This is a genomic window from Avibacterium sp. 20-132 (genome assembly GCF_023611925.1).
Lineage (GTDB): Bacteria > Pseudomonadota > Gammaproteobacteria > Enterobacterales > Pasteurellaceae > Avibacterium.
Genome location: NZ_CP091456.1, coordinates 2,023,753 through 2,043,053 on the forward strand (window position 1 = coordinate 2,023,753; position 19,301 = coordinate 2,043,053).

The window sequence follows — 19,301 nt, forward strand, 5'->3', positions numbered from 1 at the left end:
TGAATAAGGATTTTTTGTGTTGTCATATTTGATTTTGGGTTAGATCAAATCTTCTCTATTGTTAAACAAAATGAAAAGTGCGGTAAATAAAATTTTTAAATTTTTTAACAAAATTTTAAAAACTTTGAACTACATCACAAAATTGAGATTTGTGATAAGCCATAATCTTCCCGTTTGAATTATTTATTTTCTATGGTAGAAAACCTTTATTTTGCTATCAAAAGAAAAGCAAAATAATTTTATTAGTTACATTGAAATGCAAGTATATTCATTTTATAGTAAATGTTAAATCCTTGTTACATTCTATTAAAGAGGTATTGTATGTCTGCAACGCATTTAATTGATACATTAGCGCAAATTGTTACACCGAAGTATCTGATTACCGATCCATTAAAAGCTGAAGAGTACAGCACGGGTTATCGCTTTGGGCAAGGCAAGGTGCTTGCGGTTGTTCGTCCTGGTTCATTATTGGAATATTGGAAGGTGTTAAAAGCCTGTGTGGCAGCCGATGTGATCGTGATTTCACAAGCAGCAAATACGGGGCTTACAGGAGGTTCAACGCCGGCAGGAAATGATTACGAGCGTGATATTGTTTTGATAAATACTATGCGAATGACAGGCATTCAACCCATTAATAATGCCGAGCAAGTGGTGTGCTTTGCAGGTTCGCGTTTAAATGATCTGGAGATGTTGCTGAAAGAATATAAACGTGAACCGCATTCTGTTATTGGTTCATCTTGTATTGGTGCTTCGGTGATTGGTGGAATTTGTAATAATTCTGGTGGTGCATTGGTTCAACGTGGTCCAGCTTATACGGAAATGGCGTTGTATGCACAGTTAGATGAGAATGGTGAATTACATCTGATCAATAATCTTGGTATTGATTTAGGCGAGACGCCAGAAGAAATTCTTACCAACTTACAAGCAGGACGTTATCAGCGTAAAGATATTCATCTTGACTGCGGAAAAGGACACGATCACGATTATTGCAATCACGTTCGCCAAATTGATGCCGACACGCCAGCACGTTTTAATGCCGATCCTAACCGTCATTATGAAGCCTCTGGTAGTGCGGGAAAGTTGGGGGTGTTTGCTGTACGTTTGGATACGTTCCCACAAGATAAAGAAAGTGCGGTGTTTTATATTGGCACAAATGACACGCAAGTTTTAACGGATATTCGCCGTCATATTTTGGCAGAATTTAGTACCTTACCTGTATCGGGCGAATATATTCATCGTGATGCTTTTGATATTGCGGCAGAGTATGGAAAAGATACGTTCTGGGTGATTAAACGTTTTGGCACGCACCGTTTGCCAAAATTATTTGCGCTCAAAGCCAAAGCTGATCGCCTAATGAAAAAATTGACTTTTTTACCAAATCATATCAGCGACAAAATGTTGCAATTTGTTTCTAAATTGTTGCCACAGCATTTGCCACAACGCTTGAGAGATTATCGCGATCAATATGAACATCATTTAATCCTAAAAATGGGCGGGAATGGCGTGCAAGAAGCCAGAGAATATTTGCAGACACGCTTTGCTGATAAGTCCAAAGGGGCATATTTTGAATGCAGTGCAGAAGAAACACAAGCAGCGATGTTACATCGTTTTGCTGTGGCATCAGCGGCAATTCGTTATCGTGCGATTCACGAGCAAGAGGTGGAAGAAATCGTGGCATTGGATATTGCCTTGCGTCGTAATGATCAAGATTGGTTCGAGAAACTCCCAGTAGAGTTGGAAAATAAATTAATCCATAAACTGTATTACGGACATTTTATGTGCTATGTATTCCATCAAGATTATTTGGTGAAAAAAGGCTATGATTGGGAACAAATCGAACACGAAATGTTGGCATTGCTTGATCAGCGTGGGGCGCAATATCCAGCGGAACATAATGTCGGACATTTATATGAAGCGAAACCTGAATTAAAAGCCTTTTACCAAAAATTAGATCCAACCAACAGCTTCAACCCGGGGATTGAAAATCCCCGTGTCGGTGGTTCGATTCCGCCTCGAGGCACCATTTCTACTCCTCCTTAGTTCAGTCGGTAGAACGGTGGACTGTTAATCCATATGTCGCTGGTTCAAGTCCAGCAGGAGGAGCCAACTTTGTTGGTTAGTAATGTTACAAAATCCTATCTAACTCCTAGTCGATACTTTATTAACAATCGTTTTGTTAAGAGAGTATCAAATGGAAAATTCAAATCTATCTAAAAAACCATTCATCATTACTATCGCATCGACCAAAGGCGGTTCAGCAAAAAGTACAAATGCGGCGAATATTGGTGCATTTTGTGCAGATCACGGGTTAAAGACCTTATTAATTGATACCGATACGCAACCGACACTCAGTGCGTATTTTGCCTTAGATTATGTTGCACCAGGTGGTATCCACGAGTTTTTGACCTATCAAGATGTCGATCCCGCCCATATTATTTCAAAAACAACCCTGCCAAATTTAGATTTAATTCAATCCAACGATCCCACAAATAATGTTAGCCAGATGCTACGCAATGCCCCTGATGGTGCAATACGGTTTAGCTTTCTGCTGAAAAAACTCAAAGGCTATGATGTGATTGTTGTGGATACACGCGGAACGCGAGATATTACGGTAGATATGTCTGTACTTGCTGCCGATTTATTATTTTGTCCTATCTTGCCACATATTTTATCCGCAAAAGAATTTCTTCGCGGCACGATAGGTATGTACCAAGAATTGCAGACCTTTGAGGCATTTGGGTTTTCGCTCCCGCCGCTCAAAGCGGTGCCTAACTGTGTCGATCATACCAATGATGTGAAATTTGTGCTTAGTCAGCTAAAACAGCTTTTTGAGCAAAACTTAAGTGCTGATAAAACCCTCCTTGATTTTCATATTCCTGACAAAGTCGCTTACCGTGAGGCGGCAACCTATTCATTGCCCGTCTATCGACATAGCAAAGCAGAGTATGCCGTAATTCAGGCACTGTGTATGCATTTGTTACCTCAATTTGCCCATCAATTTGAGCAAGGTTTAGGAGGACATAATGCGTAAAACGAAAAAATCCCCCGCTGAGCTTTATTCGCTTGAGGCAGAATATTCCGTCATTGGCGGGTTATTGATTAATGCGGATTGCTTTGATGATGTGGCGATCATTCTCACCCCTGAAGATTTCTATATTGTCGAGCATCGCTATATTTTTGAAACTATTGCGTCACTGGTTAACCAAAATAAAGCCATTGATATACTCACGGTATCGGAATCTTGCAAAGAAAAAGGCAGGCTGGAAGATGTCGGGGGGATTGCCTATTTAGCTGAAATAGCCAATAACACGCCATCCGTTGCCAACATTGTAGCTTATGCAGAGCTGGTCAAACAATATAGTCGGCAACGCCAATTTTTAGCCTTGGGGCAGTTTATTTTAAGTGAAATGAAGGAGCCTAAGAATGCGGAAAATTTGGCAGCACTTGCCGAGCAGATTGAACAGCGATATACGAAAATTTCGTTAAATCAAACAGATAAAAGTGCGGTGCAATTAGCGGACATTTTTTCGCAAATGTTCGATAAGATGGAGCAATCTACCTTAAGTGCGGATCCTGTTACAGGCACACCATTAGGTATTCAACAAATTGATGAATTGACCACTGGCGGGCAAGCGGGGGAACTGATTATCATCGCTGCTCGCCCTGCGATGGGAAAAACGGCACTTTCTCTCACGGCCACTGCAAGTATTCTGGATAAGCTGACGGATCAGCCCGTGTTTTATTTCAGTCAGGAAATGCCAGCTGACCAGTTATTACAACGTTTTATGGCAATGAAATCACGAGTAAGTTTGCAAAAGATTCGTCGAGCAACTGAGCTTGAGGAAGAAGATTGGGGCAAACTTTCTGAGGCTGTGGGGCGTATTCAAAAAGACTGGAGCAAACGTTTAATTATTGATGATGAGGGAGCATTAACGATCCCTCGATTACGCAGTAAAGTACGTCAATATAGCCGCCAATATGGTTTGCCTGCGGCGGTGTTCATTGATTATCTCCAATTAATGCGAGGCACAGGCAGAGTAGAGAACCGACATCTTGAAATCACGCAAATTTCAGGAGCATTGAAAGCCTTAGCCAAAGAATTAGGGCGTCCTGTTTATGCCCTTTCACAACTCAATCGTAGTTTAGAACAACGCACCAATAAACGCCCTGTCAATGCGGATTTACGCGAATCTGGCTCGTTAGAGCAAGATGCTGATGTGATCCTATTTATCTATCGTGATGAAGTCTATCACCCAGAAAGTGTTGATCGGGGGCTAGCTGAAATCATTATCGGCAAACAACGTAATGGACCATTAGGGAGCGTGAAATGCCGTTTTTATGGTGAGTTTAGTTTATTTGAAAATGAAATGAATTTAGGTGGATATTACGATGAATACTAAGAACAAAAAATTATCAGATGCCGTGGCACGGAATTTAAATGTTGCACCAATGGTGAATACCTCGCCTTCTTATGTAGGGGCGGCTGCAACGCATTACCCGACAACCTCTCAGTATATTACGGTAACTTTGGATAAATTACGCCCTTATGAGCATAATCCACGCAAAACCCGTAATCCTAATTTTGAAATGATCAAAGAATCCATTCGACGTCGTGGACTCGATCATAAGCCCAATATTACCCAACGTCCAGGTGAGCCGTTTTATATCATCGCAGACGGGGGAAATACCCGTATCCAAGCCTTAAAAGAGTTGTTCAGTGAAACCCAAGATCAGCGTTTTTGGGCGATTGAATGCTTATATAAACCTTGGAAAGGGGAAACAGCCGACAGTGTGGAAGCCGAGCTGGATTTGCTGATCGGTCATTTAATTGAAAATGATACGCGTGCTGATTTAACCTTTATTGAGAAAGCTCTAGGGATTCAGCAGGCGAAAGAATACTACGAGAAAAAAGTGGGGAAACAGCTATCTTCACGAGATTTATCATCGGCACTTGAGAATGATGGTTATATTATATCTCAAGTATTAATAACTAAGATGGAGCGTTGTATAAAGTATTTATATCCATTTATTCCAGATGTATTGTTTAACGGCTTAGGTCATAGCCCAATAGATAAGTTGTTAGCCATTCGCAATAACGCCCTTGAAGTCTGGCAACAGTATCAATTTGAAACAGAAATCACGTTTGAAGCCATTTGGCAAAATAGCCTGTCTCGTTGTAATGATGATTACCCATTCAATGTGAAAACCTTTCAAGATGCCTTAATTAATGAGATGACGGATGCCCTTGAGGGTAAAGTCAGCTATGAAATGCTCTATATGGAAGTGGATCTCGATGAGCGTAAATTCCAAAAATTGGCGAAAAAGCAGCAAGAAATTGATGCCCAAATTCAGCATAGTGAAGAAGATGTAGCGAGATTTCAGCAACAGCAATTGGAAAAATCCCTTTCTGAACCTGTTCAACCTGTTGAGATGACCGAATCAGAAAGTACAAGTGCCATTACACCAATCTTTGATGAACGTACCGAAAACGCAGAAAAAAATGACCGCACTTTTGTAGAAGATGTCAGCCACGATAGTTTAGAAACGGAAGCAGTCAATGACATGGTGAATACTGAAACAGTTGATGAGGTTTCTCGTTCTGAACCAACCCAAGATCTCGCCCAGCAATTTGCCCAAAATTACGGCATTACGCCAGGAATGAGCATTCAGGCTCAACGTGAGCAACAAGCCATTGCAAATGGGTTGGAATTTGCTTGTGTTGGTCGTCAACCTGTTGCGGATATTTGGCAGGTGTACCCAAGTCGCCAACATAAAGCGGAAGCCTATTCGCTTGCTTTAGATATTGCCGAGCAGTTTGGGCTTGATGAACTCGTTGAACACGTTGTAAACGAGCCCGTCGATTACAGCTTTCAGATGAAAGCCGTCGAAGATTCCTTAAAAGATGATACCCAACGTACCATTTATGAGTTGCTCAGTATGTTGCAAACACAGAATCTAGCCTATTCGGAAGCCTGTTTTCTTGATACGGCATTATTGTTAGGTTCGGCAGATCGAGAACCTAAAATTGATGATGTCACCTTGGTGAAACTATTTCGACTCATTCGTCTTGTTCGCTATTTGCGGGCTTCAGCTTAATGGAGGCGTTATGCTTGATAATTTAAATAAAGTGATTTTAGACCACATTGTCAATAATATCCGCGAAGGTAACGTGAATACCTGCCATCACCTTGGCTTTTCAACGGCAGAACTCAGTGAAATCCAACAGTTAAGCATTGATGAAATGTACGATATTGCTCAATCTAAAGTGCCGATTGCAGCGATTAGTATCGATCACAGTGCCTTTTGGAAAATGGTCAAAATGGCACAAGTCAATTCGCAGGAACGAATGATTATTGATAGAGCCTTGCTCCTTGGTGCGTCTATCCAGATGTTGAATGCCTACTTTGGTTTGAGTACGACGAAAGTCTCAGCAAGACGCAGTTTATTGGGGATTCGTGAAGAGCCTGGACGAAAAGCGACAGCCACTGATGAGCAAAAGACGCTGTTATGGGAATTATGGTGTCAACATAAAGGCAGTATCCAGAGTTTAGAATCAATGGAAGGTCTGGAATTATTAATGTTGTTTGCGGAAGAAACGCAAATTAATTTGACTGCGATTTGGCGTGCAGTTGAGCCTTGGTATCGTCATAAAAAATAAAAAAGAGTCCCCCAAGGTGAGTATCAGGCTCTTCTTGGGGGATCGGGATTGCTATATGGAGCATTCCCTTATAAGTGGCTTTGTTAAGAAAGCAAAAGCATTATAGCGAAATACAGACCCAAAACAATCGGAATAATTCACTACAGGTTTTGGAGAATTAAACATGACAATTTTTGAGCAAATCACCACATCGCCCAAAACAGAGCAGGGATTACTCTTTTTTGGAAATCAGCACGAAACCGTGCCAACACGGCTACTTTATGATCCTTATTTAACCCCGCGAGCCAAATTTGCTTGGCAGCTTATCAAGCATAAAGCGAGAGAGTTTCAAGGGGGATTATTTCCGTCTTACGAGGTATTGGGAAAACTGCTTTCAGATAAGCCTTACTTGAATGCGAGCCTATCGCGTAAAACCGTCAGCCAAACCTTATTACTGCTACGCCTGACAAGGTGGTTGACCCTTTGTGAAACCGTGCGTAATGAATTAGGGCAAGTAAAAGGGAATGTCTATTTACTGCACGATGAGCCTATTCCCATATTAGATGCGATTCAACTTAACGAAGATTACTTGCATTTGCTCCATTCATCCACAAAACATAAAGACGTTGTAGTGAGAGGGGTTGCAACGCATATTGTCGATAATATTCTGTCAGATAAAACCCAGTGGCATTATGTTTCGCATATTGATTGGATGCAAGCTCGTTATCAAGATTATTGTTCTCGTCTTGGAAATGAAAAAGAGGCTGATTTTTCTCATTTAAATTTAGATACTGTGCAGCAGAATTTGCTGAGTTCCAATAGGGAACTTGGTCAAGCAAGTGAGGAACTCAGTGAAAAAATGACCAATTTACCGAGTTCCATTAAGGAACTCAGTCAAAATAGCCCAAGTTCCAATAGGGAACTCTGCCAAGAAAAACAGGCTAACTCATTGATTTTAGGCTCAGTTCCATTAAGGAACTCAGCAAATACTACGTACAAGTACAGTACTGTATTTATAAATAAATACTGTACAGGTACGCCAGAGGAAATTGATTGGACGCTCAACTTAAACGACTTTGAAAAACGGGCTGTAGCCAAAGCAATGGAAGGGCTAGACTTGGGGCTATGCCAAGCCATTTTGTTTGAAGCACACGAACGCCTTGCAAAGGGAACCATTAAGAAACCACAAGGATATTTACTCAGTTTAGTAAGAAAAGCCCATTTGGGGCAATTTACCCCATATTTGCTTGAACAACACTTAAGCCAATGCCATACGCCAGTGGTGAATCAATCACAACCACAAGCGATTGTGCCAAAACAAAGACAAATATCATCGCCTGTGCCATCCCTTGAACAACGGCAAGCGAGAGCGGAAATGATACGGAAATTTAAAGCACAGTTGTTGAATTAAGTACAAAAAACAACCACTGAAAAGGGACTTTTCAAAGTATAAAAAATAATCACTGACCAGGGGCTGGACAAAGTACAAAAAATAATCACTGTCCAGGGGCTGGACAAAGTACAAAAAATAGCCACTGTGTAGGGGCTACACAAAGTATAAAAAATAGCCACTGTGTAGGGGCTACACAAAGTATAAAAAATAGCCACTGTGTAGGGGCTGGACAAAGTACAAAAAACAATCAGTGAAGAAGGGTTCTTCAAAGTATAAAAATTAATCACTGGAGGGTCTCCCTCCAAAGTACAAAAATTAACCATAGAATAAGGAGTATTTATATGACAACCACCGATCTTCAAAATCAACGACCAGGGCCACTACGCAGTGCACCTGAAATTACCATCAATACTCATCATGCCTCTAAATTATGGGTGGGGCGTGCAGCTGTACGAAATGAACAAGGCAAAATTACCCGTGCAGGGATCATCAGTATGCCGAATTGCCTGAGCTTATTGAGTCAAATTCAACGTGCGGCAACGAATGATGATCCTTATGCGGATGATTATTTACTACGGTTTGAAACCAAGGTGCTGGGTTATCGTCAGGAAATGCAGCAATTGGTTGATAAGGTAAATTACCTTTATAGTGAACAAATCCCTGCGGCATTCCATATGGAAAATTCAGTATCAGTAGAGCCCGCACGTTATGCATTGACCTTTAATTCTCAACTTGGCTATCAATTAATTTACCTTTTTCTAAAATTTGATGAACTCGCTTGTGCGGTAATGGCTGCCTCTCATATTGCCTTAATGACGCGTAGCGAGGCCTCAGATTGGATTGAAGCTGGGGCAAAACTCATACGTCAATGTTTTGGTTTAGTTGAAAATTATCGCCATTCTGGGATTACCCGTCGTGATGCAATCGAAAATAATGCACGTTATAAAGCCGCGATAAAACGGATGAAGTATGAATTATCCCCTGAAATTTTATCGGGTGAAAAACGTGCAAATTTTGCTCCAGTCATAAAAAATGCCTCGTCATCTGAAGCTGAACCAGAACAAGATGAGTTTGTTGAGAGTGGCTCAGAATAAAAAAACATCATAAGAATGGCACAAGGTTTAGGTAATGATAAAGATGAAAAATGAATTAATTCCTAAAAATATGTATCGGGATCTCGCGGTACAAACTCCACTGAATTCAGTAATGAAACAATTTTTTAGCGAAGTAAATAGTGTAGAGGATTGTGAGCAATTACAGCTCTCTCTTTATCAAGTGAGAGAGCATTTAATCAGCCAACATCAAGATATTGTCAAAAAATTAAGAAGCAATGAGATTACAAAAGCCTTAGGGTTTCGTTTAATACAAGATAAAGCCTCTTCTTCAGGTGGGCATTTTTTACGTTGGCGTATCACGATTGGACAAGCGAATCAATCCGCTGAAAAAGGCGGGTTGATTTGGAAAGGACTTGTTGAAGATAGTTCGGTATCTGATGGCATTAAAAAACGTATTGCTCAGATGGAAAAAGAACGCTTGGTGTTAAATATGCAAATGTCGGTATTAAATTCGATGATGCGACAATTATCCGCAACCATTGATAAATTAACCGAAGTTGAAGATATCACTCAAGGTGAAATGTCGCCTAATTAAAAAAGTTTGTAATGGTTGGATTTTGAGTTTGTACTCATTGGATTTTCAAGGTTTGTACTCGCTGGATATAAAAGGCCTTTTAAAGGTAAGGGGACAAGCCCCTTACCTTAACGAAAAATGGCATTACCTTTGGATAGGTTATAGATAACAATCACTGATTAATAGAGGAGTATTAGTAATGGAGCATCAAATAGATTTTAATCATTTTATTGATATAACGTACAGCATTACATCGTGGGAAGATTCAAAAAGTATACAACAAGACTTATTGTTAGGTGAAAGCCGTAATTTGGCACTTTATACTTACTTAAGTTCCCACTATGGGGATAGTGCAGATATATATGATTTTTCAAATGGAAAACAGGTTTTTGCATTTTATTTAAGCCAGAATAGATTTCTTTCCCTAGTTGAGCAATTTAATTTACCAATTGAAATAAAGTTAAATAGAAGCAATGATAAGTGTAAAGATGAAATACTAGATGGTACTTATATCGGTTTTTATCTGGTAGATAAAAAATAGAGTAGTTAGGTAATTAATTTGACACGCTATTTATAATGGAGGTTGTTATGTCAAAGATAGAAATTTCATTCACAATTAAAGTAAACCATAGCAGCTCAATAATTATTTAAAATTGAAATTGAATTACCCCCTTTATTCCTGACTAAAATCACGTTTAATACAGATAACGTCAATTATCAATCATTTGTGAGGACAACATTATGGCAGGGATTAATAAAGTGATTATCGTGGGTAACCTTGGTGCAGATCCTGAAGTAAGAACAATGCCGAATGGCGAAGCGGTTTCCAATATAAGTGTGGCAACTAGTGAAAGTTGGATAGATAAGAATACAAGTGAAAAACGTGAATTAACCGAGTGGCATCGGATTGTGTTTTATCGTCGTCAAGCTGAGATTGTGGGAGAATATTTACGCAAAGGCTCGAAAGTTTATGTCGAGGGGCGATTAAGAACCCGTAAATGGCAAGACCAAAATGGGCAAGATCGATACACCACAGAAATCCAAGGAGATGTACTTCAAATGTTAGATAGCCGTCCTGAGCGCTATCAAGCAGGGCAGGCAACGCAAGTTGGAGCGGCACAACAAGGTCGTAATCAATATGCGCAACCTACACAGCCTGTGCATCAAGCTCCAAGAAACACTCCACAATCAACGCAAGCACCACAGTCAGATATTAATGACATGCCTTTAGACGATGATATTCCGTTTTGAGTTTGCTAATAATTTGGAGCTGATATAATGAAAACATTAAAAATTACAACTGCACTTTTTATATTGGGCATTATCTCAGGTTGTGCTGAACTTTCTGCAATTAACCAAAAAGTAGGGGATTGGGCGGGAGAAATTAATCGTACGCTCAATGCGGATAAACAACAATTCTCGGATACCTTAACCTCCAAACGAGATATTGATACCCTATACGTACGCATTAAGCGTAATGTGGGGTTTGAAACAATGGAAGAAATGTTAAAATGCGATCCTGAATCAAATAAGAACTGTGCATGGAAGAAAAGCGCAATTGCCGAAGGCGGCTATGTCCATGAAAAAACGCCAGGCGTTTATTATCGAATGGCAGATTCCTTTGGCAAAGAAGGTCGATATTATGCTGAAGTTATCTTAGAAAAAGAGGGCAGAAATACCCTTATTTCTTGGAGGGTGAAAGGTTCTCAAGACTTTGCTAATCAAATCAAAGCAGATATTTTAAAAGCGGTTAAATAGGTTTATTTGCTCAAAAACCTCAGTGTTGCCCAATCTTGATGATTGGGCTTTTTTGTAAAGATTATTTATTCATGAAACTATTTTTCTTTAATTTTACAGTTTTACCTTCAGAATGGATAAACCATTTATTAATAGCAATAATTTGTTTATTAGATAATGTTAATTTTTTACGTAGTTGACCTAACACATTATTGATAAAGGTTAAATCTGAATCAGAATTATATTTGATAAATGATAATAACCAATATTCAGCTGCATAGACGGATTGTAAATTTTGATATGTCAAAAGAGGATATTGATTTCCATACATGGCTTGTTTTATGTAATTCTCATCTTGTTTAGAAATTTTACCATTAGTGATATATGAATGATAAATATCATCTAGTTTTTTGGAGGTGAAAATGGACTTTAGATGGGATAATTTTTCAAAGCGTAAGGTTAAATAAGCACTTATTGCATTTTCATCGAGATAGTTATCTACTTGTGTATCTTCTTCTGGGGTAAGGTTTTCGTATTCTGTGGCAATGTTTTCATTAAATATTTTTTGTTGTGGTATTAATTTTTCGGAATGAGGTATATCTTGTAATATGCATCCTTTCGTTATATCAATTACATTCTCATCATAATTTGTGATGTTAGATTTTTTCTTAGCACATGTTGGTCCAGAAAATGCGAAATCACCGTGTTCATTTTGAATCAAGATTCCTTTACCTGAGTTAATTATCCTATTGCAAAATTTGCATTTAACAGTTTCTGTAAAATCGATTCTAACTTTTTTCCATTTCATATTTATTTCCACATTTTAAAGAATAAGAAATTGTGCGCAAAAATCGTTATTGATTAAATATTCCCTAAATTATCATTGAATAACGGAGAGCATAATGGATTTTCCTCGAACTCGTCATCAAGTGTTGCACGAATTACAGCTTGAACTTGAAAATTGGGTACTTCAAGCTGAAATTGAAGAGATTAAACATTATCTGATAAGTATCCATGGGGGCGTTTATCCCGATGATTGGGAGGATATTCTCCAGTCTCATTTCATTAAAAAACCTGATGATTGTCATTACATTCAATCTTGCTCTTTCTGTCAAGAAATTGTTTCAGCAATTTTAACAATTGCTGAGACGAATCGCCCTGAGTTAAAAACATTATTTCAAGGTAAGTGAAATGAAATTATTTCTATGCGAAAAACCCAGTCAAGGACGGGATATTGCAAAAGTCTTGGGGGCAACCCAAAAAGGGGAAGGATATTTATCTACAGCTGACGGCACAATCGTTGTGACTTGGGCAAGAGGGCATTTAGTCGAACAATTTTCGCCAGAACAATACGATCCTGCACTTAAAGCGTGGCGATTAGATACCCTCCCAATTATCCCTTCCCAATGGCAAGTTTCCCCTAAACCTGATGCAAAAAAAGAATATAAAACCGTGATGGCATTGCTGAAAAAAGCACGCACGGTGGTGATTTCAACTGATATTGATCGAGAAGGGGAAACGATTGCCCGTGAGTTATTGGACATTGCGGGCTATCGTGGACATATTCAGCGGCTATGGATCACCGCACTTGATGAAATTAGTGTACGTAAAGCCCTCAGCCACCTTAAAACTAATGAAGAAACCTTGCCACTTTATTATGCGGGGCTTGCTCGTAGTCGGGCAGATTGGTTAATTGGAATGAATTGTAGTCGAATGTTTACCCTTTTGGCACAGCAACAAGGTTATCAAGGTCCGCCGCTTTCGGTGGGGCGAGTGCAAAGTCCTACATTGGCTCTCGTAGTGAATCGAGATAAGGAAATTGCTCATTTTGTCCCGACCTCGCATTATGCCTTGATGGTGCAAGTCTGTGGAGCCAATACGCAGTCTTTCGAGGCGAGTCTTTTAGTTCCTGAAAAATATTGTGATGAAGAGGGGCGTTGTTTAGAGATAAAGGTTGTTCAGCAGGCAGAGCAACAGATTCGTCAGGCGGGTCAAGTGCAAGTGAAGAATGTAGAAACAAAGCGGGAAAAAGAAAGTCCGCCGTTACTTTTTGCATTAAGTGATTTACAGGCAGAATGTAATCGTCTCTATGATTTAGGAACGCAACAAGTGCTTGATATTGCACAATCCCTTTATGAAAAACATAAAGCAACCACCTATCCGCGTACGGATTGCGGTTATCTACCTGAAGCACAATTACTTGAAGTGCCTCAGGTCATCAGTAGCCTAATGCAGTCAGATCCTAAGTTACAGCCTTTACGAACACAGCTTAATTTGAGCCAAAAATCCCGTGCTTGGAATGATAAAAAAATTACCGCTCACCATGGGATTATTCCCACAACACAGCCTGTTGATATTACTAAAATGGATGAAAATGAATTTAAGGTGTACGATTTAATTCGACGTCGTTATCTCGCTCAATTTCTACCGCACTTTGAAGTGGACAAAACCCAGATTCAGCTATCTTGTGGAGAGCATCAATTCATTGCCAAAGGTCAAGTGATTGTGGTTTTGGGTTGGAAAGCGTTGTTTCGTGCTTCTAAAGAAGCACAGGGAGAGAAACAAGGTTTGCCAATACTGAATAGTGGGCAAATGTTAAAGGTGATGAATACGGAAGTAAAATCGCTTAAAACCACACCACCTGCACACTATACAGAAGGCACATTGCTCACGGCAATGGTGAATGTCGCCCGCTTTGTTACCGATGAACGGCTAAAGAAACAGTTACGCGAAACAGAAGGACTGGGGACAGAAGCCACTCGAGCCAGTATTATGAAAACCCTTTATGATCGTGGTTATATCAAGAAAAAGGGGAAATCCATTGTGGCGACAGAGGCAGGTGCCATGTTGATTGATAATTTACCGACGGTATTAAAAGATCCTGGTTTAACGGCATTGTGGGAACAAGCCTTAAACCAAATTGCCGAGAACCAAATGAGCTTGCAAGGATTTATGCAAAAGCAAGAACAGTTTATTCGTCATCTTATTCAAACCTGTGGGCATCAAGGTATCAAAATGGGCAATATAGACATTAAAAAATGTCCACAATGCGGTAAGGGACTTCGAAAAATGAAAGGGAAAAATGGGGACTTCTGGGGTTGTACGGGCTATCCACAATGTAAATATATTGAATCAAACGCCAAGAAAAAATCCTCTGCCAGAAAAGCGACATCGATTAACCTTTCTCAACAATTTGCAAATTTGCGTCAGTCCGTCAAATAAGGTAGTATGGCAGGCAAAAGTAAGCCGTTTTAACATTGTCGGTCATCAATGTTGTGCCGAAATACCCTTAGCACTCTGAAAGAGGGTTCAGTGATATTGGGAGTGTGTATTTTATCTTTTTATCGACAATCGCGTGATTGCTAAGTCATCATCGCATTTTATTAAGTGGTATGACGACTTAGCAATACGTTGCTTCTTTATCCTAGCCAGAGCCCACTGGTGAAAAATTGGGTGCCCTTTGTATCGATTGAGATGCCTCCGTTATACTGATTAAAGACCACAATGTAATCAGGTAAATGCGATAGGAAATCAAACATTGTAACGAAGATGGGAAGATTTCAATCATCCATTTATATTGGTCTGTCATTCACACAATTTTTTCAAATTGTTATCTTAAAAAGTAAATAAGCCATAAGTGAATTGTTCATTTATGGCTTATTTACTTTTGGATCAAAATTCTTTTCTATTAATATTTAATTCTTTCTATACGAGAGAGACGATTTTGCGGTTTAATGTGGGTATTAAGTCGCTACGTTGTAGCCCTTAGAAGTTGCCAAACACTTGAAAGAGCAACGGACTAGCCCGCAGTGGTAGTTGTGTTAATACCAGCCGAAATGTCATCAGCATTCTGAAAGATGACGCTGTGAAAACAGGAATGCTGCCTCATCTGTTTAACCCTGGCGGGGAACATTTTTCCCGTGTTGGGTAAGGATGTTTCTCCGCTTTTTTTATTTTTACTTTAGGAGAAACATTATGTCTAACTCATCTACACAAAAAAATTTCTTTAACCTTCATACTCAAGGTTTAGGCTACTTGAACAATATCCGTTTAGTTGAGCCGAAAAAAGGAACGCCTTTCTACTCTTGCGATATTGCTGCATTAGTAGGAGAGTCTTCTAAACCTGAATACCGTTTTTTCAACTGTAATGTTGTTGGGAAAGATACGGAAAATCTGGTTAAACGTTGTCAAGATGCTGTAAATGCTAACAAAAAAGTCTTGGTCGCCTTTGTGATGTCAGACCTTTGGTTTGATACCTTTACCTATCAAAAAGACGGTAAAAATCACAAGAAAGGTGATACAGGCGTGGCATTGAAAGGTCGCTTGATTAACATAAAAATGGTTAAAGTTGATGGTGAACTCAAATATTCTAGTTCTACTGAAGCAAAAACAGAACATGTTGAAAATGCCAACGTAGAATTATCAGCACCACAAGCTTAATCATTATACTCAACGGAAAGACTGGCACATTTGTCAGTCTTTTTCTTTATCCTCATTTTCTTTTTAGCAGGAGAATACAATGAAACAAGGTATTTATGTTAACGGGAAACCTGTCTTCACTCAGATTGCTCACGGCAATGTGAAAAATATGATTGCCTCATCACAAACCATCTCAATAGAGAATGGGCAAGTGTCAATTCAAGCACCACAGCTTATCATTGATGGTCAGGTGATTGTGCTTGAAAAAGCACCCGTTTTACATATTGAAGTCTTCGGTAATGTGAATCATATTGATGCAGGCAATGTCACCGATATTGCGGTAACAGGTAATGTCGAACACATTGAAACGGTCAATGGTGATGTGTCTATACACGGCGATGTGTCTGGTAGTGTTAAAACCGTGAATGGTGATGTGCAAGCACAACGGATACAGGGAGCGGTCAATACGGTTTCAGGTGATATTTATCGCGATGATTAATCATTGATTGGTCTGTTTTAACACTCACTCAAACCCACATAGGGGATGATGTCCCTTGTGGTGTCGTTCCCTTAATTTTATGAAAGGCGGTGAACGATATGATTCACAAATTTTTTAACAAAATTCCAGCGAAAACGTTGCAATATATTGCGGAGGATTTTCGTAAAGCGGGAACCATCGCTGGCGTTGGATTGATTGGTTTTGTCTTAGCTAAAGATAATATTGATGAAATAGAGGCTTTTGTACTCTTAACTGTTGGTATTACCTTTTGGTTATTAGGTTTGCTTCTCAATTATGTGGCAGATATAATGTCAAAAAAGGCACATAAACCAGTCAAACGCACGAAGCAACATCGCTAAGGAGGCTTGTATGAACTGGTGGTTATTAGGTGTATCAAGTGTTTTAGTCCTGGCAGCAGGTACTTTTACCGCTTTGGTATATTGGGCGAATTGGGATCTGATTTCTGGAAAAAACGTGAAAGCAGATAAACAAGCCAAACCCCGTTAACTCTTCACATTAAATCAACCTATTTTTGAATAGGTCGATTCCGACTTATACCCATAGGGGAATATTTTCCCTTGTGGGGCAGATATTCCCTGTTTTATTAGGAGAATATCTTATGTCACTTAACACGTATGCAAAATTTGTTCCAAATGTCTTTTTGGCGAAATGCCCTGAACCTCATCAACGAGGGGATATTGTCATGCTAACCAGTAAATATGGGAAAGAAACGAAAGTAGAAATCTACAACCTTGTGAAACAACAAGATGACTTCTATTTTTATTCTTTCGTGCGTTGTGATGGATTAAACCGTCAGACCTATGCACTTAAAAAAGCTGCACACTATCAAACGGTGGCAGACAATGCTCAAACGCGTAGCGAACAGTATTGTGACGCTGCAAATGAAGGACGTGAGTTTTTAAGCCTCGGTGAACCCATTAAAGTGGGACATCATAGCGAAAGACGACATCGTGCCTTAATTGAGCGAAATGCCAAACGTATGGATAAAGCGGTCGAAGAAATGCAAAAAGCCGAGTGTTATGAGGATAAAATCCCTTATTGGCGAGAGCGTGCAGAAGTCATTGATTTATCTATGCCAGAAAGTCTTGCGTATTTTCAGGTTGAATTGGCTAAAGCTAAGGAAAACCATCAAGATTTGAAAGACAATCCAGAAAAACGCGAACATAGTTATTCCCTCACTTACGCCAAGAAAAAAGTCAATGAATTGGCGAAAAAAGTGGAGTTAGCGACATTGCTTTGGGATTAAGCACATTTATCTTTAACGTTAAAAGTGCGGTGAAAATTGACCGCACTTTATCTACCCATAGGGGAAACATTCCCTTATGGGGCGTTTCCCTTTCATTTTTTTATCAATTAAGGAGAAACACCATGACAACATTAACGGTAAACCAAGTTTTGGAAGCGGCTCAAATTTACGATGAAACCGTAAAAAATATTCAGCAACGATTCATCTATTTAACCTATAAACTCTGCGATCGTGTCAGTGAGTTGACGCATCTGTCCTCAGTGAAAGGGTTTTATCGTCAATTATCACAATGTCAACGTGAGATTGAATGTGATGAATCAATGAGTATGGATTTTGCGTGTATTCAGGCGTTTGAGCCAGAACATGCTTGTTTTCAAAAAACAATGCAAAACCCAGCCTTTATTCAACAATGTCAACAATTGTTAAATGGCAGTCACGCACTTTTAGCCTTTGGGCGTCCATTTGAACTCAAACCAACGCACTGGGATTTTCAACTAATTTCAGAGCAGGCGTTAGAGGCAATGGAACAAATCAATGCACAAATGCGTAATTTCTCTTTTATTTCGCCAGGTAAAACCTATTTGGTTAACAGTTTAGTCATTGAGCTTGAAAGTATTATGCATAAAGCCCAGTGTATTATTGACCTTGTGAAACAACGTGGTTTTGCTGAAGTACCACAAAATCCGTGGGAGTTGTTACAGCAATGGAAAAAGCAAGTTCATCGTTTGCTCAATGATGCCTTAATGCTCATTGAACAAGAAAAAGGACAAGTGGCTTTATCTGTGCAGGTAAACTAATTATTACACTATCTTAACCCTAGAGGGAAATACTTCCCTTTAGGGTGTGTTTCTCTCTGATTGATTATTTAGGAGAAACACATATGTACTGCAATAATATTATGCCTGAACTCTATCTCCATTCTGTTAGCCAAAATTTAGCAGACTGGGAGGGCATTCTTTATCACTTTAATGCCACAATTGAAGATAGCGAGGTTTGGGAAGTGGCTCGAGGTTGTGAGGAAATTCCTCATCTTGGCAATATTTACCAAAGCCTCGTTATTGGACGACTCGAAAGTCTCTTTTTTGAACAGATTAGTTTAGAGGAGGGCGATGAGCGAGTTAAGGTATTCACCTTTGTAAATGGTTTCGACAGCCATTTTTGTATTGATGGTGAAGCGATTAACACGCTTAATGCGTTTATGGCAAAAGTGGAAGAAATCAAATCCACATTACATTAACGTCCAAGTATGGCGAATGTTCGTCGTACTATATCCCATAAGGGAAACTTTCCCTATGGGAGGTTTTCCTTGAAATTTTGAATAAAAATTGAGGTGAACTTATGAACAATGAAAAGGAATATTTACCTAATTTATTGATAGGGTTATTTTTTATTTCAGCCGTTATTTTACTTTCACTAATCGTTATGTTGATATATGAGAACGTGACTGGAGAGGCTATTTTTTCTCGTTCGCCAATACAAGAAATTTGTATTGATGATGTTACTTACTTAAGGATAAAAAATGAAGTTTTAACGGTAAAAGTTGATACTGAAGGTAATCCTGTTCTATGTAAGTAAAATTAACTCACTAACCATAACCCGTTTATTGTGTAATAAACGGGTTTCTTATTGCCATTTATTCTCTAAATGTATGACTTAATAGCAAGAATGCTATGCGTTTATTTATTTCTATTGCCAGAATAAAAAATTATTCCACTTCCAT

Annotated in this window: 22 protein-coding genes and 1 tRNA gene; 22 read left to right on the forward strand and 1 reads right to left on the reverse strand. The window is 39.2% G+C overall.

The genetic code is table 11. The features are described 5' to 3' along the window. Positions 1 to 321 precede the first annotated feature (321 nt). The 12 genes from dld to L4F93_RS09720 all read left to right on the forward strand — a co-directional run bounded on the left by dld (position 322) and on the right by L4F93_RS09720 (position 11,417). Positions 322 to 2,040, forward strand: a complete 1,719-nt coding sequence (gene dld / locus L4F93_RS09665; RefSeq protein WP_250350087.1) for a D-lactate dehydrogenase — start codon at positions 322 to 324, stop codon at positions 2,038 to 2,040. After that, positions 2,031 to 2,106, forward strand: a tRNA-Asn gene (locus tag L4F93_RS09670). The genes dld and L4F93_RS09670 overlap by 10 nt, the downstream gene beginning before the upstream one ends. 85 nt (positions 2,107 to 2,191) lie before the next feature. Next, complete coding sequence (locus tag L4F93_RS09675; protein ID WP_250350088.1) at positions 2,192 to 3,031, forward strand: ParA family protein; 840 nt, start codon at positions 2,192 to 2,194, stop codon at positions 3,029 to 3,031. Beyond that, entirely contained in the window at positions 3,024 to 4,400 is a 1,377-nt protein-coding gene (gene dnaB / locus L4F93_RS09680) for a replicative DNA helicase (protein WP_250349885.1), read from the forward strand. Before L4F93_RS09675 ends, dnaB begins: the two co-directional genes overlap by 8 nt. After that, positions 4,390 to 6,096: a ParB family protein gene (locus L4F93_RS09685; protein ID WP_250350089.1), complete on the forward strand. Its 1,707-nt coding sequence runs from the start codon at positions 4,390 to 4,392 to the stop codon at positions 6,094 to 6,096. The genes dnaB and L4F93_RS09685 overlap by 11 nt, the downstream gene beginning before the upstream one ends. A gap of 10 nt (positions 6,097 to 6,106) precedes the next feature. Further along, a complete protein-coding gene (locus tag L4F93_RS09690) occupies positions 6,107 to 6,658 on the forward strand; it encodes a DUF2857 domain-containing protein (protein ID WP_065189233.1) in 552 nt (183 codons plus the stop codon). A 163-nt stretch (positions 6,659 to 6,821) separates the two neighbouring features. After that, the gene (locus L4F93_RS09695) at positions 6,822 to 8,048 is read left to right on the forward strand and encodes an STY4528 family pathogenicity island replication protein (RefSeq protein ID WP_250350090.1); all 1,227 of its coding nucleotides are present in this window, start codon (positions 6,822 to 6,824) and stop codon (positions 8,046 to 8,048) included. Positions 8,049 to 8,371: 323 nt separating this feature from the next. Next, entirely contained in the window at positions 8,372 to 9,124 is a 753-nt protein-coding gene (locus L4F93_RS09700) for a PFL_4669 family integrating conjugative element protein (RefSeq protein WP_250350091.1), read from the forward strand. A gap of 34 nt (positions 9,125 to 9,158) precedes the next feature. Then, positions 9,159 to 9,680, forward strand: coding sequence for a DUF3158 family protein (locus tag L4F93_RS09705; RefSeq protein ID WP_250349890.1), 522 nt, complete (start codon positions 9,159 to 9,161; stop codon positions 9,678 to 9,680). Between the two features lie 178 nt (positions 9,681 to 9,858). Further along, a complete protein-coding gene (locus L4F93_RS09710; protein ID WP_035689393.1) occupies positions 9,859 to 10,200 on the forward strand; it encodes a hypothetical protein in 342 nt (113 codons plus the stop codon). Positions 10,201 to 10,400: 200 nt separating this feature from the next. After that, complete coding sequence (gene ssb / locus L4F93_RS09715) at positions 10,401 to 10,910, forward strand: single-stranded DNA-binding protein (RefSeq protein ID WP_250349891.1); 510 nt, start codon at positions 10,401 to 10,403, stop codon at positions 10,908 to 10,910. 27 nt (positions 10,911 to 10,937) lie between these two features. Further along, the gene (locus tag L4F93_RS09720; protein WP_250349892.1) at positions 10,938 to 11,417 is read left to right on the forward strand and encodes a hypothetical protein; all 480 of its coding nucleotides are present in this window, start codon (positions 10,938 to 10,940) and stop codon (positions 11,415 to 11,417) included. Positions 11,418 to 11,478: 61 nt separating this feature from the next. Here the strand turns inward: L4F93_RS09720 and L4F93_RS09725 are convergent, their stop codons facing one another. Further along, positions 11,479 to 12,204: a hypothetical protein gene (locus tag L4F93_RS09725; protein WP_250349893.1), complete on the reverse strand. Its 726-nt coding sequence runs from the start codon at positions 12,202 to 12,204 to the stop codon at positions 11,479 to 11,481. A gap of 94 nt (positions 12,205 to 12,298) precedes the next feature. On the opposite strand from L4F93_RS09725, the gene L4F93_RS09730 reads away from it, so the two are divergent. The 10 genes from L4F93_RS09730 to L4F93_RS09775 all read left to right on the forward strand — a co-directional run bounded on the left by L4F93_RS09730 (position 12,299) and on the right by L4F93_RS09775 (position 19,156). After that, a complete protein-coding gene (locus tag L4F93_RS09730; RefSeq protein ID WP_250349894.1) occupies positions 12,299 to 12,586 on the forward strand; it encodes a hypothetical protein in 288 nt (95 codons plus the stop codon). Between the two features lies 1 nt (position 12,587). After that, positions 12,588 to 14,618 carry a DNA topoisomerase III gene (locus L4F93_RS09735; protein WP_250349895.1) on the forward strand — a complete coding sequence of 677 codons (2,031 nt, stop codon included), beginning with the start codon at positions 12,588 to 12,590 and terminating at the stop codon, positions 14,616 to 14,618. Positions 14,619 to 15,371: 753 nt separating this feature from the next. Then, a complete protein-coding gene (locus L4F93_RS09740) occupies positions 15,372 to 15,836 on the forward strand; it encodes an STY4534 family ICE replication protein (protein ID WP_250349896.1) in 465 nt (154 codons plus the stop codon). Between the two features lie 79 nt (positions 15,837 to 15,915). Continuing rightward, positions 15,916 to 16,314, forward strand: coding sequence for a heme utilization protein (locus tag L4F93_RS09745; RefSeq protein ID WP_250349897.1), 399 nt, complete (start codon positions 15,916 to 15,918; stop codon positions 16,312 to 16,314). Positions 16,315 to 16,412: 98 nt separating this feature from the next. Continuing rightward, a complete protein-coding gene (locus L4F93_RS09750; protein WP_250349898.1) occupies positions 16,413 to 16,673 on the forward strand; it encodes a hypothetical protein in 261 nt (86 codons plus the stop codon). A 10-nt stretch (positions 16,674 to 16,683) separates the two neighbouring features. Then, positions 16,684 to 16,821, forward strand: coding sequence for a hypothetical protein (locus tag L4F93_RS09755; protein WP_250349899.1), 138 nt, complete (start codon positions 16,684 to 16,686; stop codon positions 16,819 to 16,821). Between the two features lie 112 nt (positions 16,822 to 16,933). After that, positions 16,934 to 17,581 carry a DUF3560 domain-containing protein gene (locus L4F93_RS09760; protein ID WP_250349900.1) on the forward strand — a complete coding sequence of 216 codons (648 nt, stop codon included), beginning with the start codon at positions 16,934 to 16,936 and terminating at the stop codon, positions 17,579 to 17,581. Between the two features lie 122 nt (positions 17,582 to 17,703). Continuing rightward, on the forward strand, positions 17,704 to 18,378 hold the full coding sequence (locus L4F93_RS09765; RefSeq protein WP_250349901.1) for a hypothetical protein: 675 nt from the start codon (positions 17,704 to 17,706) through the stop codon (positions 18,376 to 18,378). Positions 18,379 to 18,461: 83 nt separating this feature from the next. Next, positions 18,462 to 18,818, forward strand: coding sequence for a hypothetical protein (locus tag L4F93_RS09770; RefSeq protein WP_250349902.1), 357 nt, complete (start codon positions 18,462 to 18,464; stop codon positions 18,816 to 18,818). Positions 18,819 to 18,919: 101 nt separating this feature from the next. Then, entirely contained in the window at positions 18,920 to 19,156 is a 237-nt protein-coding gene (locus L4F93_RS09775; protein ID WP_250349903.1) for a hypothetical protein, read from the forward strand. Positions 19,157 to 19,301 lie beyond the last annotated feature (145 nt).